The 22,873-nt window shown below is 45.5% G+C and carries 19 protein-coding genes and 1 riboswitch; of the genes, 12 read left to right on the top strand and 7 right to left on the bottom strand.

All coding sequences use genetic code 11. From position 1 onward, the window contains the following. Positions 1–38 precede the first annotated feature (38 nt). Positions 39–671 (bottom strand): MSMEG_1061 family FMN-dependent PPOX-type flavoprotein, encoded by a 633-nt coding sequence (locus tag FNC98_RS16270; RefSeq protein ID WP_144035310.1) that lies wholly within the window; start codon positions 669–671, stop codon positions 39–41. Positions 672–1,371: 700 nt separating this feature from the next. Further along, entirely contained in the window at positions 1,372–2,412 is a 1,041-nt protein-coding gene (locus tag FNC98_RS16265; RefSeq protein WP_260680384.1) for an IS110 family transposase, read from the bottom strand. 574 nt (positions 2,413–2,986) lie between these two features. Here FNC98_RS16265 and FNC98_RS16260 point away from each other — a divergent pair. The 4 genes from FNC98_RS16260 to FNC98_RS16245 all read left to right on the top strand — a co-directional run bounded on the left by FNC98_RS16260 (position 2,987) and on the right by FNC98_RS16245 (position 8,225). Beyond that, on the top strand, positions 2,987–3,277 hold the full coding sequence (locus FNC98_RS16260; RefSeq protein ID WP_260680385.1) for a helix-turn-helix transcriptional regulator: 291 nt from the start codon (positions 2,987–2,989) through the stop codon (positions 3,275–3,277). Further along, on the top strand, positions 3,267–4,463 hold the full coding sequence (locus FNC98_RS16255; RefSeq protein ID WP_144035309.1) for a type II toxin-antitoxin system HipA family toxin: 1,197 nt from the start codon (positions 3,267–3,269) through the stop codon (positions 4,461–4,463). Before FNC98_RS16260 ends, FNC98_RS16255 begins: the two co-directional genes overlap by 11 nt. 483 nt (positions 4,464–4,946) lie before the next feature. Beyond that, complete coding sequence (locus tag FNC98_RS16250; RefSeq protein ID WP_144035308.1) at positions 4,947–7,046, top strand: alpha/beta hydrolase family protein; 2,100 nt, start codon at positions 4,947–4,949, stop codon at positions 7,044–7,046. Between the two features lie 138 nt (positions 7,047–7,184). After that, positions 7,185–8,225 carry an IS110 family transposase gene (locus tag FNC98_RS16245; RefSeq protein ID WP_260680384.1) on the top strand — a complete coding sequence of 347 codons (1,041 nt, stop codon included), beginning with the start codon at positions 7,185–7,187 and terminating at the stop codon, positions 8,223–8,225. Between the two features lie 471 nt (positions 8,226–8,696). On the opposite strand, the gene FNC98_RS16240 is transcribed toward FNC98_RS16245, so the two are convergent. Together FNC98_RS16240 and FNC98_RS16235 are read right to left on the bottom strand one after the other, a co-directional pair. Continuing rightward, entirely contained in the window at positions 8,697–10,223 is a 1,527-nt protein-coding gene (locus FNC98_RS16240) for a tryptophan halogenase family protein (protein ID WP_144035307.1), read from the bottom strand. Between the two features lie 109 nt (positions 10,224–10,332). Next, a complete protein-coding gene (locus tag FNC98_RS16235; RefSeq protein WP_144035306.1) occupies positions 10,333–11,409 on the bottom strand; it encodes a PHB depolymerase family esterase in 1,077 nt (358 codons plus the stop codon). A 404-nt stretch (positions 11,410–11,813) separates the two neighbouring features. Here FNC98_RS16235 and FNC98_RS16230 point away from each other — a divergent pair, with 404 nt between their 5' ends. Continuing rightward, positions 11,814–14,105 (top strand): PHB depolymerase family esterase, encoded by a 2,292-nt coding sequence (locus FNC98_RS16230; protein ID WP_144035305.1) that lies wholly within the window; start codon positions 11,814–11,816, stop codon positions 14,103–14,105. Between the two features lie 165 nt (positions 14,106–14,270). Continuing rightward, positions 14,271–15,098, top strand: a complete 828-nt coding sequence (locus FNC98_RS16225) for a hypothetical protein (protein ID WP_221932899.1) — start codon at positions 14,271–14,273, stop codon at positions 15,096–15,098. Here FNC98_RS16225 and FNC98_RS16220 read toward each other — a convergent pair. Then, positions 15,095–15,889, bottom strand: coding sequence for an SDR family NAD(P)-dependent oxidoreductase (locus FNC98_RS16220; protein WP_144035304.1), 795 nt, complete (start codon positions 15,887–15,889; stop codon positions 15,095–15,097). The two genes, FNC98_RS16225 and FNC98_RS16220, sit on opposite strands and share 4 nt — an antisense overlap. 634 nt (positions 15,890–16,523) lie before the next feature. Here FNC98_RS16220 and FNC98_RS16215 point away from each other — a divergent pair. The 6 genes from FNC98_RS16215 (at position 16,524) to FNC98_RS16190 (ending at position 21,830) form a co-directional block, all read left to right on the top strand. Further along, positions 16,524–16,973, top strand: a complete 450-nt coding sequence (locus FNC98_RS16215) for an SRPBCC family protein (protein WP_144035303.1) — start codon at positions 16,524–16,526, stop codon at positions 16,971–16,973. A gap of 378 nt (positions 16,974–17,351) precedes the next feature. Next, a riboswitch (TPP riboswitch) is annotated at positions 17,352–17,452 on the top strand. Between the two features lies 1 nt (position 17,453). Continuing rightward, positions 17,454–19,625, top strand: a complete 2,172-nt coding sequence (locus tag FNC98_RS16210) for a TonB-dependent receptor (protein WP_260680383.1) — start codon at positions 17,454–17,456, stop codon at positions 19,623–19,625. 67 nt (positions 19,626–19,692) lie between these two features. Then, the gene (locus FNC98_RS16205; RefSeq protein WP_144035302.1) at positions 19,693–19,959 is read left to right on the top strand and encodes a hypothetical protein; all 267 of its coding nucleotides are present in this window, start codon (positions 19,693–19,695) and stop codon (positions 19,957–19,959) included. After that, positions 19,959–20,588 carry a nicotinamide riboside transporter PnuC gene (pnuC, locus tag FNC98_RS16200; RefSeq protein WP_144035301.1) on the top strand — a complete coding sequence of 210 codons (630 nt, stop codon included), beginning with the start codon at positions 19,959–19,961 and terminating at the stop codon, positions 20,586–20,588. Before FNC98_RS16205 ends, pnuC begins: the two co-directional genes overlap by 1 nt. A 2-nt stretch (positions 20,589–20,590) precedes the next feature. Continuing rightward, positions 20,591–21,469 carry a phosphotransferase gene (locus FNC98_RS16195; protein WP_144035300.1) on the top strand — a complete coding sequence of 293 codons (879 nt, stop codon included), beginning with the start codon at positions 20,591–20,593 and terminating at the stop codon, positions 21,467–21,469. A gap of 115 nt (positions 21,470–21,584) precedes the next feature. Beyond that, the gene (locus FNC98_RS16190; RefSeq protein ID WP_144035299.1) at positions 21,585–21,830 is read left to right on the top strand and encodes a DUF6482 family protein; all 246 of its coding nucleotides are present in this window, start codon (positions 21,585–21,587) and stop codon (positions 21,828–21,830) included. 57 nt (positions 21,831–21,887) lie between these two features. Here FNC98_RS16190 and FNC98_RS16185 read toward each other — a convergent pair whose 3' ends face one another. Then, on the bottom strand, positions 21,888–22,547 hold the full coding sequence (locus FNC98_RS16185; protein WP_144035298.1) for an SdpI family protein: 660 nt from the start codon (positions 22,545–22,547) through the stop codon (positions 21,888–21,890). Positions 22,548–22,549: 2 nt separating this feature from the next. After that, a complete protein-coding gene (locus tag FNC98_RS16180) occupies positions 22,550–22,819 on the bottom strand; it encodes a metalloregulator ArsR/SmtB family transcription factor (protein WP_144035297.1) in 270 nt (89 codons plus the stop codon). Positions 22,820–22,873 lie beyond the last annotated feature (54 nt).

Raw genomic sequence — 22,873 nt, 5'->3', positions numbered from 1 at the left:
AGTCGTGGCTGGAAATGACGGTTGGTGGCCATGTGCCATTACTCATCATAAAGCCGATTTTTCTCGTTATTGGCGAAGGCGGTTTCGATATCCACAAGTGGGGTTTCCAAGGCGGCGTGATCTTTAACCGCCTGGGCGTAAGTGGAAAGGCCGTCTACGGGTAAGGCTTTTTCTGGTTCCCATAACTTTGAACGGATCACCGATTTGCCGCAGTGGAAGAAGGCTTCTTCAACGGTAACGACGACAGCAAAATCCGGAACCTTGCCATTAACGGCCATACTTTCCCGTAATTCTTGGTCACGAACCACAACGGCGCTACCAGCAACGCGAACCACTTCGCGGCGGTTAGGTACCAGAAACATCAGGCTGATGCGGCCGGTTTCCAGGATATTTAAAAAACTGTCAAATCTGTGGTTGCCAGGTCTATCCGGCACTGCCAACGTCTTTTCATCCAGCACTTTCACGAAGCCCGCGGGATCACCTTTTGGAGAAACATCTACCCTGCCTTCTTTCGACACGGTCGCCATGGTAATAAACGGGGTGCGTTCAATCCAGGTTCTCAGGTGATCATCGATATGGTCGATTACTTTGCCGATTTGGCTGGCAAATTGATTCGGCACAATTTCACGAATTTCCGCCTCTGTGGTGACGATGTCGGTTGGTTTGTACATGAGTCTTCCCCGGATTTGTTCTTATGTTTAAAACCATACTAGCAGAAAAAAAAGCGCACAAAATCGTAGATTTAGCTTCAAGCACGCATAGGCTCCTGGCACACGATTGGGAATCGTTCCTAGCAAGCAATCAGAGATTGCGCCTAGCTAAGAGCTATGGCTTTGATTTCCAGTCGTGGCTGGAAATGACGTTTGGTAGCCTAGTCACTAGGAGCGTAAGCGCGCTAGGAACGAAGTGTGCTGCGATTAAAATGGGGTCACCCATTAGAAAGCTCCGGTCAAGAACGCAGCCGTGTTTTCTTACTCTTTTTAATGGCAAGTACAGGGTTAAAGCTTCAACTCATTGATATTAGTGAATATGCACCTAATTTATGACAATTATTTGGTGTAAATATGCACCAGTCACCCATCTGAATTTAGGCGATTTAGGCAAGCATCAATGATGTTTGCCTAAGGCCCTTAACTTGCGTTTCAGTCATCGTTTAGTACCAACCCCTGGTCCAGTTCCTGGCAAAGCCTTAAGCTCTGCTCAATAACAAATCTTTGGTTATGTAATGGCATCCAACCCTAAATGGCTCCCGGCGTTGGGCATATTTAACAAATCAATATTGAGCGGTTGATGCGAAGGCCTAATCAGATCTTATGGTTTTTCCAACCCCAGTATTAACTCAACGCATCAACCTAAATCATCATAATGTCATTAACTGAATGCTTTGTTATCCTCGAATGCTACGTTACTTTTAAGTACGTGGTAACAAGCTCTCGCGAGCTTATGAGCAACCGTTTTAAGGGCGATGTTGCGATTCGTTCTAGCCAGTTTTCGCTGATAGTACTTTTTTATTGCCGGGTTGTATCGCATAGCAAAATTGGCCGCTTCTATAAACGCCCACGCTAGATAACGGTTACCATTTTTTATATTCGTGGAGCCTTTTTTCTTACCGTTACTTGTCCTGCTGCCATTTACGCAGCGACAATACGAGGCGAAGTTACCCGCACTTGCAAACCGTTCTATCGTTCCTGTTTCTAACATGATGGTCAGCGCAAGCACCTTGCCGATACCATCAATGCTGGTCAGTAAACGAAATTCAGGAGACAGCGATACTTGCTTTAAAACCTGTGATTCTATGTGCTTAATCTGTTGCTGTGCACAGCGCAATAACGCTAGGTTTGAATAGACGGCAGTACTGGTATGTGCCGAAGAGAATGTTTGGTTGATATCATCGATATTCGTCTCTTCAAAGCACTGGGCCATTTGCTTAATTTTATTGCTGCTTGGTTTATAACCCAGGTGGCGCATATAGCAACTTTGGATGGATAACAAATTCTTTGTCGATTGCTGTACGATATCCATTCGCTTGCGCATCAGGTCTCGCACGCTTCGCATTTCTTTTGGGTATATATAGCCTTCAGGCAACACATCAAGCCGTAGCATTTCAGCAAGCCATCGGGCATCCGTTTTATCGTCAGCGTGCTTGAGTCCTGAATATTGTTGAATCGCACTGGGATTAGCTAAGTGCATTTGGAAACCATCTTCCATCAAAGCATCGACAAGCCAGTACCAGTTAAAGGTCGACTCCACAACGAGTCCGGTCAAATCATTTTTGTAGGGTTTTAAGAATGATTGAATAACCGTTAAATCGTTATCTAGCCTTTTGGTCAACAACTTTTCACCGTTACCATTTACAATAGCAATAACACAATTGTTTGAATGCAAATCAATTCCACCATATAGTTTCATCATAAGCTCCTCTCGATACTGTTTATGTTTTGGTCAACACAACTGTATCGATTACAAGAGGAGCTTTCTATATGATTATCAGATCTTGAATCGAAAATGTATATGTATCCGATTCATGCTCTGACCACATTTTCTAAAGCAGCACACTCCGTTCCTAGCACATTACATTCCTAGCACGCTGGCGCTCCTAGCTGCAAGCGTCATCTCCCACCTTCCTCTTCCACCAGCGCAGCTTACCCCTTCACCATTTTTCCTCAACCGCCATTTCCAGCCACGCCCCACGTATCCCCGTCATTTCCAGCTACGACTGGAAATCAAAGCCTATAACTTTTGCGAGAGATCTTCAGTTACCCGAATATGGTCACGGACGACCGGTATGCAGAAAATGCACGAGCAATTTTCTGTGATGACATCAGGTTGTGCTCTTAGCTAGGCGCAATCTCTGATTGCATGCTAGGAACGATTTCCAATCGTGTGCCAGGAGCCGTAGTTCGGCGTGCTAGTAGCTTACACTAGCTTGAATAACACACCCCTATGCATTATATTTTAAGCATTAAACACTAACCCTTAATATTTTATGCAGAAATCACAAACCCTTCTCAAAACCATTGGAAAGTTAGTGGTTGCGTCTCGCGCAGCAACGATGGATCAAACCGAACTTGGTCAACGTGTAGGTGTTGGCAGAAATACCATATCCTCAATTGAGAATGGCAAACCGGTAAATGCAGAAACCTTGTTTAAAGTACTTGAGCACTTAGAATTAATCGATGATCTGCAAATCGCGATAGAAAAAAAACTCGATGAGCAAAGTAATCCCCTTTCGCGAAAATCTCGAAAAGATACTCAGGAGTTAGACAATGACTTCTAAAGCCTATGTCTATCTCGACGGTCTCGAAGACAAACCTGTTATTTGCGGTGTGACAGAAGTCGATGAGCCAGGAAAGTTCGGTCGTTTTCGGTATGGTAAAAGCTACTTAGCACGAACCGACGCATTCCCCCTCGATCCGATACATTTGCCACTTAGCGAAAACCAATATCGAACAACATTCAACAAAGGACTATTTGGCGCGCTCTCAGACGCCGGTGCAGACTCGTGGGGTGAAAAAGTCATATTATCACTGCACAAAACCAAACCTAAAAACCGGCTGGAGTTTTTATTAGCCGGTTCCGGTATGGGCGTTGGCGCATTAGTATTTAGCTTATCTAGCTCTTCATCTAAGCCCAAATACAATAAAAACACCTTGGGCGATCTGCCCATGTTACTGAAGGCGAAAGATGCGATATTGGCAGATAAAGAGATACCCAGTGAAGCAAAAAGAGCGTTTGAATTTGGTTCATCAATGGGCGGTGCTCGGCCAAAAACTATCATTCAAGATGATCAGCTGTCATACCTGGCTAAATTCAATCGACCCGATGATCTATACAATGTCGTCAAAGTTGAAAATGCAGCTATGCATATGCTCGCTGAATTACCTTGTAATGTTGCCAACACCAAGGTTAAGAACACGCCCTCAGGAGATGTGTTATTAATTGAACGCTTCGACCTTAAAAATGGCAAACCAACTTGTCATTATTTAAGTGCAAACTCTATTTTTAGCGTTAATAAAGTCAGTAACTCAACAATGCGAGAGCAATACACCTACGGTTATTTGGCCGAATTCATAATGAAATATGTCTCCGATCCCACCGATGCACATGACCTGTATTATCGAATGGTTTTCAATGTCCTAATTGGTAATACCGACGATCATTCCCGCAATCATGCCATGGTTTATAACTTTGCGAGTCAAGATTGGCGCTTAAGTCCGGCGTATGATGTGCTCCCGATTAATTCATCCAAACAACATGGCATTGGCCTGGGAGCATATGGCAGAGAAGGCACGATAGCAAACCTACTGAGCCAATCTGACCGATTTGGCTTAAAACAGTTTAAAGCCAAAAAAATCATCGATCAGGTGATGGAGTTAGCCAGTGAGTGGGAGCACTATTTTAAGGCTCATAACGTTGGTGCCGGCGATATTGAACGCTTACGTGCGGTAATACCGACGTTTTAGCGAAGTGTAGCTCGGGGTCAGATCTTGAATCAACAACGTTTTTCGGGGTCGCCTCTTGAATCGAAAATAGCTATTTACCCGATTCATGCTCTGACCCCATTTTGCATCGCAGCACACTTCGTTCCTAGCACGCTGGCGCTCCTAGCTGCAAGCGTCATCTCCCACCTTCCTCTTCCACCAGCGCAGCTTACCCCTTCACCATTTTTCCTCACCCGTCATTTCCAGCCACGACTGGAAATCAAAGCCATAGCTCTTAGCTAGGCGCAATCTCTGATTGCTTGCTAGGAACGATTTCAAATCGTGTGCTAGGAGCCTATGCATGCTTTATAATGACTCGGCGTGCTAGGAGCGTAAGCGTGTTTAAAGCTAAATCTTCGATTTAGCTTCAACCAAAAACTGCTGCAATTTCAATCAGGTAAGCTATGATGGGTTTTGAACTAGAGCAATCGTTGCTCCTTTTTCAATCTACGTAACGGAGATACCATGAAATTGAAATGTTTATTTGTATCACTCGCGTTCTCAGCCACCTTAATCGGCTGTGGTAGCGCCAACGATACCCAAAACTCACAAACCGCTGACAAACAAGCACAACAAACAGCGGATTCTAGTACTAACGACGTTCAACTCGAATTAATCCCTCGCGAATTAATATTTGGCAACCCTACCTACAGCAGTGTGCAAATCAGCCCTAACGGCTCGATGATCAGCTACCTTGCTCCGGTTGATGGGGTAATGAATATTTGGGTCGCGCCAGCCGATGATTTTGCCAGCGCTAAACCAATCACCACCGACAAGGGCCGAGGCATTCGTGGCTACGGCTGGGTTGCTGGTATGGAGAAGCTTTTGTACGTTCAGGACAAAGGCGGAGATGAGAACTTTTTGCTCTACGGTGTTGATCCGAAAACTGGCGAAGAAACCCTATACACCCCATTTGAAAACACCCGCGTGCTGTTCTTAGCAAGTAGCTCAGACATCCCGGGCAAACAGATGATCGGTATTAACAATCGTGACCCGCGCTGGCACGATGTTTATGAGCTGGATGTAAATACCGGTGAACTTACCCTGGTATTTGAAAACACGGAAAACTTTGGTGGTTTCAGTTTCGACAACGATTTAACCATGCGCTTCGGACAAAAATCTACCAGCGCTGGTGGTTCTGAATACTACAAAAAGAATGATGATGCCTGGGAGCTATTTTTAGAAATCCCACCTGAAGATTTATACACTACAGGTCTTGCAGGTTTCAGCAAAGATAACAAAACCTTGTATCTGCAAGAGAGTAAAGGCAGAGATACCAGTGCACTTCTGGCTATGGATCTGGAAACCGGAGAGAAGACTCTGGTTGCAGAAGATGACCGCGCAGATATTGGCGGCACCTGGCGCGATAAAGACACCGGTGTACCGTATGTTTATTCCGTCAACTATGACAAAAACAGTTATGTTGCCTTAGACGATCGCGGTAAGGAGATTCTCGCTAAGCTGGAAGCTCAGTTTGACGGAGAATTTGCCAGAGTATCTGCAACTCAAGACGAAGAAACCTGGATTGTTTTAAATTCACAATCAAACAAGGTCGCCTCGTATTACAGCTGGGATTTGAAAACAAATACCTTCAGTCGACTATTTGCAACACGACCTGAGCTGGAAGACAAAACTCTGGCGTTGATGACACCAGAAATGATCAAGTCGCGTGATGGTTTAACCTTGGTTTCTTACTTAACCTTACCTCCTGGTGCAGACGCTGATGGCGACGGTCGCCCTGAACAAGCACTACCGCTGGTTCTAAACGTTCATGGTGGTCCATGGGCGCGCGATTCTTATGGTTATCGCTCAACCCCACAATGGTTAGCAAATCGCGGCTATGCGGTGTTACAAGTAAACTTCCGTGGTTCTACTGGTTTCGGTAAGAGCTTTGTTAATGCTGGCGACCTGGAATGGGGCCTGAAAATGCATGATGATCTAATCGATGCGATTGATTGGGCGGTAGCAGAGAAGATCACGACCAACGACAAGATTGCTATCATGGGTGGCTCATATGGTGGTTATGCAACACTTGCAGGCCTGACCATCACCCCTGATCGCTTTGCCTGTGGTGTAGATATCGTCGGTCCTTCGAATCTGGAAACCCTATTAGCGTCTATTCCTCCGTACTGGGAAAGCTTCCGCAAAGTACTAGAGAAACGCGTTGGCGATCCAAATACCGAAGAAGGTCTGGCAATACTGAAGAAAGCATCACCGCTAAACAGTGTGGACAATATCGTTAAGCCGCTATTAATCGGCCAGGGCGCAAATGACCCAAGAGTGAAACAGGCTGAGTCCGATCAAATCGTTGATGCCATGAAGGCCAAAAATATTCCAGTTACCTACGCATTATTCCCTGATGAAGGTCATGGATTTGCACGACCTGAGAATAGACTGGCGTTCTACGGTGTTGCTGAAGGCTTCCTGGCAAACTGCTTAGGCGGTAACGCTGAGCCTATCGGTGATGACTTAACCGGTTCCAGCTTAACCGTTCCAGCTGGCGCTGAAGACATCGAAGGTTTATCTGAAGCATTAAAAGGATTTACCTCTGAAAATCGCGGATAAGTCGCGATAAGGTTTTGGGGTCAGATCTTGAATTTCGCAGCAAGTGCGTAATTCAAGATCTGATAATCATATAGAAAGCTCCTCTTGTAATCGATACAGTTGTGTTGACCAAAACATAAACAGTATCGAGAGGAGCTTATGATGAAACTATATGGTGGAATTGATTTGCATTCAAACAATTGTGTTATTGCTATTGTAAATGGTAACGGTGAAAAGTTGTTGACCAAAAGGCTAGATAACGATTTAACGGTTATTCAATCATTCTTAAAACCCTACAAAAATGATTTGACCGGACTCGTTGTGGAGTCGACCTTTAACTGGTACTGGCTTGTCGATGCTTTGATGGAAGATGGTTTCCAAATGCACTTAGCTAATCCCAGTGCGATTCAACAATATTCAGGACTCAAGCACGCTGACGATAAAACGGATGCCCGATGGCTTGCTGAAATGCTACGGCTTGATGTGTTGCCTGAAGGCTATATATACCCAAAAGAAATGCGAAGCGTGCGAGACCTGATGCGCAAGCGAATGGATATCGTACAGCAATCGACAAAGAATTTGTTATCCATCCAAAGTTGCTATATGCGCCACCTGGGTTATAAACCAAGCAGCAATAAAATTAAGCAAATGGCCCAGTGCTTTGAAGAGACGAATATCGATGATATCAACCAAACATTCTCTTCGGCACATACCAGTACTGCCGTCTATTCAAACCTAGCGTTATTGCGCTGTGCACAGCAACAGATTAAGCACATAGAATCACAGGTTTTAAAGCAAGTATCGCTGTCTCCTGAATTTCGTTTACTGACCAGCATTGATGGTATCGGCAAGGTGCTTGCGCTGACCATCATGTTAGAAACAGGAACGATAGAACGGTTTGCAAGTGCGGGTAACTTCGCCTCGTATTGTCGCTGCGTAAATGGCAGCAGGACAAGTAACGGTAAGAAAAAAGGCTCCACGAATATAAAAAATGGTAACCGTTATCTAGCGTGGGCGTTTATAGAAGCGGCCAATTTTGCTATGCGATACAACCCGGCAATAAAAAAGTACTATCAGCGAAAACTGGCTAGAACGAATCGCAACATCGCCCTTAAAACGGTTGCTCATAAGCTCGCGAGAGCTTGTTACCACGTACTTAAAAGTAACGTAGCATTCGAGGATAACAAAGCATTCAGTTAATGACATTATGATGATTTAGGTTGATGCGTTGAGTTAATACTGGGGTTGGAAAAACCATAAGATCTGATTAGGCCTTCGCATCAACCGCTCAATATTGATTTGTTAAATATGCCCAACGCCGGGAGCCATTTAGGGTTGGATGCCATTACATAACCAAAGATTTGTTATTGAGCAGAGCTTAAGGCTTTGCCAGGAACTGGACCAGGGGTTGGTACTAAACGATGACTGAAACGCAAGTTAAGGGCCTTAGGCAAACATCATTGATGCTTGCCTAAATCGCCTAAATTCAGATGGGTGACTGGTGCATATTTACACCAAATAATTGTCATAAATTAGGTGCATATTCACTAATATCAATGAGTTGAAGCTTTAACCCTGTACTTGCCATTAAAAAGAGTAAGAAAACACGGCTGCGTTCTTGACCGGAGCTTTCTAATGGGTGACCCTAGTTAATCTGACCCCGGTTAGGCTTTACGCTAACATTGCCAGGAATTCATCATGGCTTGGCAAGCTGTCGACGATGCGGGAATAGGCATTTTCGATTTGCTGTAGCTCAGACATGATTTCCTGATTGCTGAATTGTTGGGTTAGCGGGTGTGTGGTTTTCGGTAACATGCCCTGCCCGTTCAATACGGATAACCAGTTTAGCTCGCTAAACAGCTCGTTGTTTTCGCGGAACAGGTTGCCGTTTTGCTGGTACATTTCCATCTTATTTTTCAATGAGTCCGGCACATCCATATTGCGACAATAGTTCCAAAACGGACTGTGATCGTTATCGGTTTGCTTGTAATGGAGGATCACAAAATCGCGGATTGATTTGATTTCGGCATTGGCAAAACGGTTGTAAGTATCGATATTCGACTGATTAAAGTTTTTATCCGGGAACAAGCTCAATAATCGGAATATCGCCGATTGAATCAGCTGCAGGCCGGTGGATTCCAGCGGTTCGATAAAGCCTGCGGAAAGGCCAATGGCCAGACAATTCTTTCTCCACGGCTCAGGGCGACAACCATTAACCCAACGCAAATGATTTGGCTCGGTAATCAGTTCTTCTTTCACCAAAGATTGCAGCTTTTCTACCGCCTCGTCTGCCGACATAAAACGGCTTGAATAAACCAGACCATTACCCATTCTGTTTTGCAATGGGATTTGCCAGCGCCAGCCATTTTCATGGGTGATGGCTTTGGTATAGGAGTTAATCTGTGGCTGGCTTTTCGACTGAATTGCAACGGCGCTATCGCATGGTAGCCAGTGACGCCAGTCTTCATAACAGGCATGTAAGGTTTTCTCGATAAGCAGGGCTTTAAAGCCGGAGCAATCGATAAAGAAGTCACCTGGAATTTCCCGGCCATCGGTAAGGGTTAAGGATTGAATAAAGCCATCGCTGTTTAAGCGCGCCTGCTCAAATTTTCCTTCAATGCGCTCAACGCCGCGTTGCTCGGCGTATTGACGCAGGTATTTGGCATAGGCCACTGCATCGAGGTGAAAGGCGTAGTTCAGGTGCTCGATAGGAAAGTTCGGGATATTCAGTTTAGGGCTAAACTTATTCTTCTGCGCTGCCATCCCTTCCATATTGTATTTCACTAACTCAGCAACATCTTCACCGGCAAGCTTGGCTTTTAACCACATTTGATGAAACGGAACGCCATTTTTATTCAGGCCATAAGGGCCGAATGGATGCACATATTTGCTACCTTTAGTCCAGCCTTCAAACTCAATGCCTAGTTTAAACGTGGCATTAGTGGCCTTGATCAACTCCTGCTCGTTAATGTTTAAAAAACGGTTGAAGTCGTGAATGCCGGGAATGGTTGCTTCGCCAACCGATACAGTACCAATCTGCTCGGATTCCACCAGACGGATGTTGAAATGATTGCTCGGCAGGGTATTGGCAAGCGCCGCTGCGGTCATCCAACCGGCGGAGCCGCCGCCTAAAATAACGATATTAAAGGGAGATGCTGATGGATTAGCTTGAGTCTGTGCTGTGGAATTTGTCTGCATGGTTATTGTTTTATTCTTGATATATGGCGATGAAAAAAGGGTCATGGGGTCAGAGCATGAATCGGATACATATACATTTTCGATTCAAGTTCTGACCCCCTTCCTGATATTAAAGCGCTTCAGAAAGTCCGGCAACCATATTCATCACATGCTGCATTTGTGCGCCATCGCGGGACTGGTATTCAGCACCGGTGTAACCCCACCAATCCCAACAAGCATTGGGGTTTAAAGGTGCAAAGCTGGATTTGGTTTGCGGGTAAAGCACGACGATATTATTGGTATCGGCCCAGGCGTTGTAGCCGGTATCCTTGATAAAGGCTTTATCAATAGCTTCTTCATTTTGCTTACATCCATGCAAGGCGATATGGATACGACACTCTTCTCCAGTAGCGCAACTAGTTGGTACATAGGCATAACCGGTCTCTGCCAGGGTATTACCCGCATCTCCGGTGACAAAATCGGCCTGATTGATTGCCACCAGTTCACCCGTTGCCGCCTCAGACTTGCTATTTAATTCGCCATATAAATGGGTTAACAAAGTGCCGGCGGCGTCATAACCACATTGGTTAATAAATGGTGCTTCGGTGCTGTCACATTGAACGCCATTAGTTTCGGTTGGAAAGCCATGCCCGGCCTTGATGTTAAATTCGGTTACTGGTGTTGCACCAAGTCGCGTATAAAGGTCCGCACTTGCCTGGGTAACCTTATCGTTCACCCGGTTATCGGTAGTACCATGAAATATCCATACAGGCTGCTCAGCTAAATTTTCCAGAGGTGCGATATCGCCCTTCTCCTGTGCTTGTTTAGCAAGCTCAACCAATGGCGCCACATCCATCGCATTTTCAATGGCCATGCACTCACCTAAAGCGGTATTGAGATCGCCTTTGGCACAGCCGTAGGGACCGCCGGCTAATAGCGCCGCACCTTTGATTTTATCGGAATAGGCAATGTGCAGTTGATGAGCCATATAAGCACCGGAAGATAACCCGGATACCGTAGTTTGCTCGAGTGTGAGATTAATTTTAGATTCTACCTGCTGCTGGCTACTGGCGGCAGTCGCTTGTTTTGTTGATTGTGCAGCTTGTTCGCTATCACTGCAGGCGCTGGTGGAAAGCACTAGTGTCAGTGCCATTATGCTGTTGGTAATGGTTTTTTCTTTTGCCATGGTTTTGTTTATTAATATCATTGGTTTTGTCTCGCGCTTTTGTTGTTTTATTTCGCAGATTATTGAATTTAGTGTACCGGGCGCCGGAGCATTTTGTATTGAATTTGCATTGAACAGGTCTAGTACTTTAGTACTGCAAAACCAAGGTCCATGGTTACTTTTCAAACTTAATAATTCAACATTTTTATGTTTTTAAACATGAGGTTAGGGTTTGTTAAGTATATGTTTCGTAGAATAAAAACTCCAATTCCGGTTACTGGATATTCGCCAAATTTGCTGTCCATAATGATTTCACTTAAATAGGGCAAAGGGGTCAGATCATGAATTGTGCAGATGACTGCAAAATTCATGATCTGACCCCAGCCCACCCTTAAGTCACAAACCAAATGAAACTTTAAAAAATAGAACACAACTAGGTAAGCATAATGATAAAAACAATAAAATCAGGTGCTTTGCTACTGGCAAGCACCAGCCTGTTGTTCGCAGCGGAATCGTCCGCGGGGAGTTGGCAACAAAACGTCAATATTGGCGGTTTTAGCAGCGTCAATATTTATACCCCGGATACTACGTCTGCGATTGGCGACGGAAAATCCTTACTGATTGTTCTACATGGATGTGTGCAGCCTATTAGTAACTACTTAACGGCAAATCTGGAAGATGCCGCTGAGCAACATGGTATGGTTGTCGCCGTACCCGATGCCGCCAATAAGGCCGGTTATAACTGCTGGTCTTACTGGCAGGGGGCGATTAACCGAACATCTGGCGATTATAAAAACTTAATCGACCTTGCTAATACCATGAGTGGCGATGCTAGTCGCAACATTGACCCGAACCAGGTATATCTGGCCGGTCTTTCTTCCGGTGGTGCTTTTGCCCAGCAAGCCGCCTGTGTGGCACCGGATATCTTTGCCGGGGTTGCCCCAAGTGCAGGACCTACCCTAGGGACCAGCTCGAATGGCGCGTTAAACAGCTGTGAAGTGGTTAGCACTAATACCTTTAAATCCCGCTGTGAATCCTATGCAGGTTCTTATTCGAGCCATCTTGATGATCAGATTGCGGTAGTTGGACATGGTACCGCCGATACCACGGTAGATACTTGCTACAACCAGCAAAACGCCAACGGCTTTGCCGCAGTTTATGGGGTTACTCAGTTATCGGGCACCAACACCATTGCTGATGACGCAACTCGCACGGCCTCGGAAACCCTATGGACCGATAACCGCGTTGCCATGTTGTGGTTTGATGGCTTAGATCATTCCTGGTCTGGTGGTGCAGGCGCTTCCGGTCAGTATGTTGCCGGAAACAGCATTAACTTTGCCACATATCTTGGCCAACATTTTGCCGACAATAACCTGCGTGTTGATCGCAATGCTGGCCCGATAATTTCCAATCATACGGCCGTTGATAACACCGGTAGCTTATTGGTTTCCGGTACTGCCGTGGATAGCGATGGTAGTGTGAGCAATGTTGCCGTTCGTATCTATGCCTTAGATACGGGCTCGCCGGTATTGATGGAAACCATTAATACCAGTGCGGCAGCGTCAGATGGCTATTACTCAGTAAGTTCAGCCAGCCTCGCGGATGGTTTGTATTTAGTGGAAGCCCAGGGCACGGATAACGAAGGCAAAACCGGCGATATTGCCTCAGTAACGGTGCGTGTTGGTCCAGAGCCAGCAGCAGAAGCGCCAGTGCTTAGTGGTATTAGTGTCGCGGTTGTTGGCCAGTGTGCCACGGTAACCGGCACTGTGGTTGATGCTAACCAAAATCTACAATCGGTAACGGCGGATTTTGCTAACGGTTCGAATACCGCAACGGTAAGTAATAACAGCTTTACCGTTGAGCAGTGTAATCTGCCAGGTGGCAATAACACAGTAACCATTACCGCCACAGATACCACCGCGTTGTCATCATCAGAAAGCGCTAGCTTTACCATTGATGCCGGTAAAACCGGTGATTACAACTATCACATCAACGAAGGCCACATTACCTGGGGCGATGGTTACTCGGCTTGTTACTTAGCCTTTGGTACCAGTGATTTCACCATGCGTGAATATCCGGCTGGCACCAATCAATGTAACTGGATTGCCGATGGTGAGCCAAGCTGTAAAGGTCCGAATCAGGCCTGTTCTGCGCCTTCCACGCCTGTGGATAGTGATGGCGATGGCGTCGCTGATACCCTGGATAATTGTCCGAATGCGGCGAACGCTGATCAAGCCGATAATGACAATGACGGTATTGGTAATGTTTGTGATTCAACCCCAGACGGCAATGTCCTTGATGCTGACAATGATGGCGTGAATGACTCTATCGATAATTGCCCAAATACGGCGAATGCCGATCAGGCGGACAATGATAACGATGGTATAGGAAATGTTTGTGATGCGACTCCGGACGGTGATGTTCAGGATGCCGACTCTGACGGTATTGAAGATGCGGTAGATAACTGCCCACTAATTGCTAATGCCGATCAAGCCGATGCGGATGCCGATGGTACCGGTGATGTGTGTGATTCAACACCAAATGGTGATTTCACTTGTGCTGAATACACAGATAACAACTATAACCATGTGGCGGCTGGCCGAGCGACCAATACTCTGGGAACTGCTTATGCGGTAGGTTCTGGCGACAACATGGGGCTATGGAACCTGTTTGTTACCACGACACTTGCTGAAACCAGTGACGGTTATTTTGAATTAGGTAGCTGTCCGGCTAACTAATCTTAAACTTTCATGTTTCTAGGAGAAAAATCCGATGTCGAAACTGGCATCGGATTTTTTGTTTTTAAGCCCCAAATCCTCCCACCAACCAGCAGGTGCTATAGTTAACGAGTCAAAATATTAAATCTAGTAACTTCAGCCCAAAAGCGGGCAAATAAGGGCGTAATGATGAAATTTGCCTGCTTTTATGTGGTGTTGATGAGTGTGCTTATCAATGTCTGTTTGGCCGAAGAACAGCAGCAAGTTAAGCACAATGACCACAAGCTTGCCGACGATCCCACCAAGGTTATTACCAAGTTTGGCATTTCCTATGCCGATAATTTCGATTTTGACGACAACAACGTTTCTTTTTCTGGCTCTTTTGCTTTTGATCCGGTTCGTAAAATTAACGGCCGGATCAATAGCGATGGCAGCGAATGGCGTATTGGCGGCTCCTGGCTTTTCCCCTTCAGTATCATCAATTTTAATTTTGGTAAAAATGAGTATGCCAATGGTGCGACGCAAACCAACTACAGCGTAGGTACCTTTGTTCCTTTGAGCCATTTTGATATTGAGCCGGCGGGCTTTCAGATTTTTCCAATGGCAGGTTATACCTACAATGATGGCGAAGCGCCGGTTTGTGTGGAGGGCCGCTGCGAAAGTGGCGATATCACCATCGAAGCAACGCCGGAAAATGGTTTTAAAATGGTGCAGTCAAAAGGTGGTAGCGGCTATCTCGGCGCTTTCGCCTTAAAGCCTTTGACGCCGACCTGGACCTTTATGACCGTAGTTAATTTCAGCTACGGCTCGGAGAATGCGCAAGGGGAGAATTACCAAGGTTGGTTTGGCGGCGCCGGATTGAGCTTTGCGCCAAATAAAACCCATTCGTTCAGCGTTCTCACTTTTGTGATGGATAACAATACTTATCTCGATGATGCCGATAAGCGTTTTGTTTTGTCTTACAAATACCAGTTTGGCCAGCGCAGCAAATCCGAGGAACCCTCCGGAAATTAGAGGATGGTTTTGATCAGACCACCCTCAGCGCGAATGCTGGCGCCGTTAATCGCTGCGCTCAATGGTGAAGCGACAAAAGTGACAACATCGGCAATCTCCTGTGGTTTGATAAAGCGTTGTAATAGTGAATCGGGTTCCGTCTCTTTGAAAAATTCAGCGACAAATTCCGTTTCAGTTTTGTTCTGTACCTGAGCACTTTCTTGCAGCCAGGCTTCAACCCCTTCGGTCAAAGTTGGCCCGGGCAATACCGTATTAATGGTCAGGTTTTTGCCGCTGCCTTTGGTGATATTGGCAAGGCCACGACCAATCACCATCTGCGCGCCCTTGGTAACTGAATAATGAATCATACTTTCTAAACCGCGAGCACCAGCCTCACTGGCAATATTGATAATTCGGCCAAATTCCCGCTGCTGCAGTTTCGGGAAAAAGTGACGACACAAACGCACCGTACTCATAATGTTGCAGTCAAAAAATTGCTGCCAGTCATTATCATCGATTTCCGCAAAGGGCTTGGGGCTGAATATGCCCATGTTATTAACTAACACGTCCAGTTCGCCAATCTCATCGATTTCCTGACATATACGATCACTATCTTCCACTTTCGATAAATCGCCTGTCACTCCATATACTTCGCCTTTGGCGGATAGCTCAGAGACTAACGCCGACAGGTCGCTGCGGCCATTGACGATCACTCGGGCACCTTCATTAAGCATGGTCTCGGCAATCGCCCGGCCAATACCCTGACTTGAGCCACTAATAAAAACGAGTTTGTTGGTGAGTTGAAGGTTCATGATGAAGCCTTGGTTCGCGACGATAAAAGTCAAAAGTATAGACGAATGCAAAATCAAGGGAGGTTGATTTTGCAAGGTGACAAGTCGAGCTAAAGCTCTCCTAGGGTGACAGAGCCGAATTTGAAAAACAAAATTCGCCTCGCTGACAGCATGAAATTAGGATTTCACGCTGGTGACAATGCCGCAAACAGCGCGGCATAGGTTAGAGCGAAGGGTGACAAGTCGAGCTAAAGCCCTCCTAGGGTGACAGAGCCGAATTTGAAAAACAAAATTCGCCTCGCTGACAGCATGAAATTAGGATTTCACGCTGGTGACAATGCTGCAAAAAAGCGCGGCATAGGTTAGAGCGAAGGGTGACAAGTCGAGCTAAAGCTCTCCTAGGGTGACAGAGCCGAATTTGAAAAACAAAATTCGACTCGCTGACAGCATGAAATTAGGATTTCACGCTGGTGACAATGCCGCAAACAGCGCGGGATAGGTTGCTCTTAACTGGCGTGAGCCTGTCACCTAAAATGCGACGCAGGGAGCATTTATCCAGCGACGTTAGTCTGTCGTCTAAAATGCGAATGCAATCGCATTTATCCACCCATTAAACCTAGCTTCAGCTAGGTTTAATGGTTAGGAGGTTTTGCTCATGACAAATATTTTTCATCGGGTTGGTATTGCTGTGAATATTTCCGATGTGTATCAAATGCTGGCCACCGAAGCCGGGATTCAGCAATGGTGGACAAGGTATACAGAATCCACCAATGGCGCCGGTAATCTCGGTTCGGTTATTCATTTTAAGTTTCCTGATGGTGGACCAAAATTTCGCGTGGCAGAACTTAAGGAAAACCAGAAAGTCGTTTGGGAACATGTTGAAGATATGCCCGAGCAGTGGCAAGGCACTAAAGTGATATTCGAGCTTATCCAGGAAGATGATCAGGTGATGGTTAACTTTACCCACGCTAACTGGCGACAGGTTGGCAACTTTATGGGGCACTGTTCTTTGAAGTGGGCAATATTTTTGATGAGCTTAAAAGCGGCTTTGGAAACGGGGAAAGGCAAGCCGTTTCCGGATGATGAGCACATAGATCACTTTTAGTCGCGCTCATTCTCGTTGTTAAAGGTGACAAGTCGAGCTAAAGCCATTTCTTTGATGGATTACAAGCCAATCGTCATTTCCTGCTGCGACAGGAAATCTAAGCCATTAATTTGAGATCCCCATTTTCATGGGGATGACGGTTAATTTTACGGTAGTCTACCGCTCAGGTTTTAGAAACATGGATATATCGATGTATTTTCTAGCGTTAGCGACTATTCCAAAATGCGATTGGTATAGCATTTTCTCCACTTAAAAATGAACACTTGAAGGGGGTATTCATTTTTATCCCTCCGCGCAGCTTACCTCTGCAACAGTAGCGAAACGTCCAGTTTCGCTACTTAACTCCTTTTATTCCCTAACTTTTCCTGTTAGTATCGCTGCCGAACCAAGGGGTGCGATGTGTTTACGCATTGCTGAGAATATAACCCTTATTACCTGAAACGGATAATGCCGGCGTAGGGATGGTTGAAGATTAAGCATATGGCTCGTACCGAAGAGGCCTGTCTTGATCTGCCGCTTTCATGCTCCGGTGATGATGTAGAGAAAAACATGAATTTCACTCAATCACCTATTACAGTTGCGATTTTATCGACCGCAATATCTTTTTCTTCTTTTGCCCAAGACCAAAATACCGAACAAGCCGCCAATGCCGATGAACAAGGCATTGAAGTGATTACTGTGCAGTCGGATTTTCGCGAAGAAACCTTACAAACCATTCCTTCATCGTTGACCATTTTGTCAGCGAGTGACATGGAAACCCGCAATGCAGAAAACCTGGAGGATGTACTTGGCGCAGTCGCTAATGTCAATTTCTCTTCCGGCTCACAACGCGCCCGTTATTACCAGGTGCGCGGTATTGGCGAGCGCAGCCAGTTTCAAGAAGCGATTAATCCATCGGTTGGTGTGGTTATGGATGAAATCGATCTTGCCGGTATCGGCGGTATTGCATCCACCTTCGATATTGGCCAGGTGGAATTCTTTAAAGGCCCGCAGGGAACGCGCTTTGGTGCCAATGCGTTAGCCGGCTTAGTTTATCTGCAATCGAATGCGCCAACCGAAAACTTCGAAGGCCGAGTTCGTTTATCAGCGGCAAACTACGATAGCTATAGCTCAGGTGTCGTATTATCCGGTCCGGCAACCGATGGCATTAACTATCGATTTGTTGCCGAGAAAAATGTCAGCGATGGCTTTATTGAAAACACCTATCTGAATCGCGAAGATACCAATAACCGTGATGAGCTAACTCTGCGGGGTAAGTTGGCGATTGCAGCCAGCGACAACCTTGATGTCGATATCACTCTCATTCATGCCGATTTTGACAATGGTTATGATGCGTTTTCTTTAGATAACACTCGCGAGACATTCTCGGATCAGCCGGGTTTTGATAAGCAAAAAACTACCGCAGCTAGCGTTAAATTTACCTATACCGGTCAGGACGCATTCGATGTTATCTCTATCCTTACCCATGCCGATTCTGATTTAGCTTATGGTTATGATGAAGACTGGAGTTTTGTTGGCCTGCATCCGTGGGAGTATTCGTCAACGGATCATTACCTTCGTGATCGTCAAAACACGACGTTAGAGCTTCGCTTGGTTTCCAACCCAGAGCATCGTATTTTTGCCGACACAACCGATTGGGTTGTTGGCGTTTATGGTAAAAATGATCAGGAAGATTTAACCCGCCAGTACACTTATTTAGAGTCAGATTTTACTTCCTCATTCGAAGCGCAAAACCTGGCGGTATTTGCTGAGTTGCAAACTCACCTATCTGAACAACTAACATTGACGTCCGGTCTTCGTTTAGAACAACGGGGCACGGATTATTCCAATTCTGACTCAGTTAAATTTAAGCCAGACGATTTCATGGTTGGCGGTAAGTTAGTTCTCGCCTATCAGTTAACTGATGCTGCAATGACCTATGCATCAATTAATCGCGGTTACAAAGCCGGTAGTGTAAATAGCGACGGCACTTTGTCGGATGAGCTACGCGTTTTCGACCCAGAATATACCTGGAACTATGAATTAGGTTTTAAGACCTCTCTTTTGGATAATAATGCTGTATTCCGTGCCGCCGTTTTCTACATGACCCGTGATGATATTCAGATTAGCAGTTATCATTTACTTGAACGTGAAGATGGTAGCAGCGAGTTTATCAGTTACTGGGATAATGCCGCTAAGGGCAGCAATACTGGTGTCGAAGTCGAATTTTTATGGGACATCACAGATTCGTTAAATGTATACAGCAGCCTGGGCCTTTTGGATACTGAATTTAAAGGCTTTACTTATGCCGATGGCACGTTGGAAACTGGTCGCGATCAGGCCCACGCGCCAAACTATCAATTCAATGCTGGTGCGAATTATTATCTGACCGATCGCTGGTTAGTGAACGTCAATGTCGAAGGCAAAGACGAGTTTTATTTCTCTGACAGCCATGACCAGAGATCTGACAGCGTTACTTTGTGGGCGGCATCCGTAAGTTATCTGGCTGATGAATGGAGTGTTAAACTTTGGGGGCGTAATGTCTTTGACGAGCAATATGCAACCCGAGGCTTCTACTTTGGTAATGACCCGCGTGATGGCTATGAGGCCAAACCTTATTATCAGTATGGTGAGCCAGCGCGCATCGGTCTTACTTTCGACTACAACTTTTAAGTAGCCGTCACAACATTGGGGCTCGGGATTTTAGGGCTCCAAATCATAATTCGGATAAGGAGTTACCATGCAAATTTCGATTGAAATTAGTTTGTATCCGCTGGCGGAGCAAACCTACAAATCACAAATCTGGGATTTTATCGATAATCTGAATGCCGTTGATGGTTTAAATGTTGTCACTAATGGCATGAGTACCCAGGTATTTGGTGATTATGACCTGGCGACAACAACGGTGATGGCTGAGATCAAAAAAGTCCATGAAAACCTTGGCGCGGCGGTATTTGTCGTCAAGTTTATCGGCGGCGACCGTTCGCATGTGGAAGCAAAAAGTTAATGTCAGGCATTGTTGAATATTTCACTGCCCTGCCATTTTGGGAGTTGATCGCGGTTTTCACCGCTTTGTTGTATGTCATTTTCGCAGCGCGAGTAAACATTTGGTGTTGGCCCGCAGCCTTGGTCAGCACGGCAATTTATACCGTCATATTTTATGACGTGTATCTGTGGATGGATGGCCTGTTGCAGGTCTATTACTTCGTCATGGCAATTTACGGCTGGTACTTGTGGCGCAATAAAATGCCGGATGCACAACCGGGTGACAGCATTATTCGCTGGCAGTTATCGACCCATGTATATGCCATTGCAGCACTTAGTTTATTATCCCTCGGGCTTGGCTGGTTTATGGATAATTACACCCCAACACATTTTCCTTATGTGGATTCGGCAACTACCGTATTCGCTGTGTTCGCAACGTATCTGGTTGCCCGAAAGGTCCTGGAAAACTGGCTTTACTGGGTGGTGATTGATTTGGTATCCATCTATATCTATATCGAAAAGTCACTGCAACCTACCGCATTTCTATTTGCGGTTTATGTGGTTATCGCGGTCTACGGATATCTGAACTGGCGTGCACAATATCAGTCGGCACACGTCGGTGCTGCAGACAATAAGCTTTCGGTGGAATAACCATGATGCACGCCGAACTGATTCAGCAAGTATTGGAACTGCCTTGTTTTGATGCGCTGGATTGTTCGGCCTTTCCCGTTACTGCCAATGATGGAACGGATAACAACCCTTGCTTTCAAGTGGTAGATAACGATACCCAGCGTATTTTCTTTGTCAAACAACATAATGCTTCAGACCTGTTCAAAGCCAAGCAATATGCCGAGATAAACCGAGCGTTGCGTAAGCTTTCCCCGGAAATTGTGTTTCAGAACGACAACTGGCAAGTTCAGGAATTTATCGAGGGCGTTACCCTGTTAAATTCAACTTTGGATATTGCTGAAAAACTCGATATCAGCGCTAAGTTGATGGCGGATTTACATCGAGCGAGTATTGTCGATTTGCTCGAACCGCTGCAGCTGAAAAAACAGTTTAAAAGATTGATTGCAGAACTCGCGATTGGTGCAAAGCCACTATCGGAATTGGTATCGAGAGTGGCAACTGATTTTGATATCGAGGTTGGATTTACTGATTTGGTGCCAATCCATGGTGATGTAAATTTTGCCAATATTTTGATTGATACAGATGATAAGGCCTGGTTGCTGGATCTTGAGTTTTTGTCTTTGGCACCCCGCGAATATGATATTGCCATGTGCTTCGCAATTAATCAGCTTGGTGATTCAGAGCAAGGCCGATTAATCGCTTCATATCAGGCTGATAATAATATTGAATTAAATCAACAACGTATGAAGGGATACCTTCCCGTCTGTTTATTGTTAAATGGCTTGTGGTTTTATCAGCGCAGCGCAAAAACCCCGGTGTTTTTGCAAAAAGCGCGCTGGCAGCTTAGCCAATTTGAGGCTTTAACGGGCCATCCCGTCCTGTCTTCATTGGACAATTGTTAACCGCTTCACTGATCTTTATCTACTTGCATGGCGTAAGCTTAAGCAGGTTTTTCACCATTCCTTGCAGGGGCACTGGGCTCCTTTTGAGGGTTTTTCGGATTCAGAGAGGTACGTTATGGACTTATTTATTGAATCGTTGGAAGGAAACTCGTATTTAGTTGAAATTAGCGATGGCAACAAACGCACATTGTTGAAAGATTCAAAGCAGCAGCCATTAAAATTTAATTGTCTCAGCGGTGTTAAAGACTATTTTAACCAACAACATTTTGATGAAGTCTGGTTGGAACAATCGACGCCTTATGAAGAAATGTGTGGCCTGCCTCCTACGAGCGATAAGTTGAGAATTCGTTTGAATTGGTAGTGTAATCCCTTCGCTCGTTATCAACTATGAGAAAAGCGGCCTAAGGTCGCTTTTCTGCTATTCGGCGGTGCCTTTGTTGTTACCTTGATGCCATAAATACCAGCTGTAAATGATCGGAATAAAGGCTGCTGGCAGGATAAGACCGAGCATTAACCAAACCAGCATGTGATGCGGCAAAGCAAAGGAAATTAGTGAACCGAAGATACCGGCAAGCATAAACAGACGGCCACCTAAATGGTGAGTTTTGCGCCAGTTTTCGTCACTGGACAAGGTCCATGGCGTGCGAATGCCAATAAAGAAATTGCTACGGGTTTTTGACAAAAAGTTACCAACTACAATAAACAGGACAAAGATTGCCACCATGATCAGGCGTAACATTGGCACGTCATAGCCCAAGCCCAGACCAAGGTTGGCGCCGGCAATCAGCGCCAGCATCAAACTTACCGCAAGACCAATCCAGCCTTTAGCTTTTTCCGACTCTGCGAGATTTTCCTTACGAGGCTCAAAGTGCTTTAAAAAAGAAAGCAGCAATAGAATACCGGCCATGACAACTGGCGGGTAAATTAAGGCAAATTTCAAAGAACCGAATCGGTCAGGCTCGCCATGAATATTCCAATGGTGAGGGATTTGCATGTCAGTTGGCAATAACCACAGTCCCGCCAGACATGCTAAAAATGTCAACAAAAACACACCCCAGGCACAACGCATCGCAGTCATAATTACTCCTTGGTATCCTTGGCAAATAATGAGTAGAGTTGATTGAGGACATCTTCAACCACGCTGGTTTTCAGGCTGTACATTATGGTGGTGCCCTGACGTTGGGTTGCCACTAGATCTGCAGACTTCAACACATTCAGGTGGCCAGATAGCGTTGAGCGTCCGACATCAAGCTGCTCAGCAATATCGCCTGCACTTAGGTCCTGCATTTTTAGTAACGCCAATATATCGCGGCGAACAGAACTGGATAATGCCTGATAAACGTCAGCCAACTTAAACCTCTTAACCCTGGTTATTTTTCAACTATTTCATAATTTAGTGAAATA

Source organism: Thalassotalea sp. PS06, assembly GCF_007197775.1.
Classification (GTDB): domain Bacteria; phylum Pseudomonadota; class Gammaproteobacteria; order Enterobacterales; family Alteromonadaceae; genus Thalassotalea_A.
The sequence above is the reverse complement of the archived record's forward strand: the minus strand, read 5'-3'. Positions and strand labels throughout refer to the sequence as shown.

What these genes read in the sequence shown, in the direction of transcription:
- FNC98_RS16185 (WP_144035298.1), bottom strand. Translation starts at nt 22,547, where the DNA reads ATGACTGCGATGCGTTGTGCCTGGGGTGTGTTTTTGTTGACATTTTTA.
- FNC98_RS16190 (WP_144035299.1), top strand. Translation starts at nt 21,585, where the DNA reads ATGGACTTATTTATTGAATCGTTGGAAGGAAACTCGTATTTAGTTGAA.
- FNC98_RS16220 (WP_144035304.1), bottom strand. Translation starts at nt 15,889, where the DNA reads ATGAACCTTCAACTCACCAACAAACTCGTTTTTATTAGTGGCTCAAGT.
- FNC98_RS16225 (WP_221932899.1), top strand. Translation starts at nt 14,271, where the DNA reads ATGATGAAATTTGCCTGCTTTTATGTGGTGTTGATGAGTGTGCTTATC.
- FNC98_RS16260 (WP_260680385.1), top strand. Translation starts at nt 2,987, where the DNA reads ATGCAGAAATCACAAACCCTTCTCAAAACCATTGGAAAGTTAGTGGTT.
- FNC98_RS16215 (WP_144035303.1), top strand. Translation starts at nt 16,524, where the DNA reads ATGACAAATATTTTTCATCGGGTTGGTATTGCTGTGAATATTTCCGAT.
- FNC98_RS16210 (WP_260680383.1), top strand. Translation starts at nt 17,454, where the DNA reads ATGGCTCGTACCGAAGAGGCCTGTCTTGATCTGCCGCTTTCATGCTCC.
- FNC98_RS16195 (WP_144035300.1), top strand. Translation starts at nt 20,591, where the DNA reads ATGATGCACGCCGAACTGATTCAGCAAGTATTGGAACTGCCTTGTTTT.
- pnuC (WP_144035301.1), top strand. Translation starts at nt 19,959, where the DNA reads ATGTCAGGCATTGTTGAATATTTCACTGCCCTGCCATTTTGGGAGTTG.
- FNC98_RS16245 (WP_260680384.1), top strand. Translation starts at nt 7,185, where the DNA reads ATGATGAAACTATATGGTGGAATTGATTTGCATTCAAACAATTGTGTT.
- FNC98_RS16265 (WP_260680384.1), bottom strand. Translation starts at nt 2,412, where the DNA reads ATGATGAAACTATATGGTGGAATTGATTTGCATTCAAACAATTGTGTT.
- FNC98_RS16270 (WP_144035310.1), bottom strand. Translation starts at nt 671, where the DNA reads ATGTACAAACCAACCGACATCGTCACCACAGAGGCGGAAATTCGTGAA.
- FNC98_RS16235 (WP_144035306.1), bottom strand. Translation starts at nt 11,409, where the DNA reads ATGATATTAATAAACAAAACCATGGCAAAAGAAAAAACCATTACCAAC.
- FNC98_RS16230 (WP_144035305.1), top strand. Translation starts at nt 11,814, where the DNA reads ATGATAAAAACAATAAAATCAGGTGCTTTGCTACTGGCAAGCACCAGC.
- FNC98_RS16250 (WP_144035308.1), top strand. Translation starts at nt 4,947, where the DNA reads ATGAAATTGAAATGTTTATTTGTATCACTCGCGTTCTCAGCCACCTTA.
- FNC98_RS16205 (WP_144035302.1), top strand. Translation starts at nt 19,693, where the DNA reads ATGCAAATTTCGATTGAAATTAGTTTGTATCCGCTGGCGGAGCAAACC.
- FNC98_RS16255 (WP_144035309.1), top strand. Translation starts at nt 3,267, where the DNA reads ATGACTTCTAAAGCCTATGTCTATCTCGACGGTCTCGAAGACAAACCT.
- FNC98_RS16240 (WP_144035307.1), bottom strand. Translation starts at nt 10,223, where the DNA reads ATGCAGACAAATTCCACAGCACAGACTCAAGCTAATCCATCAGCATCT.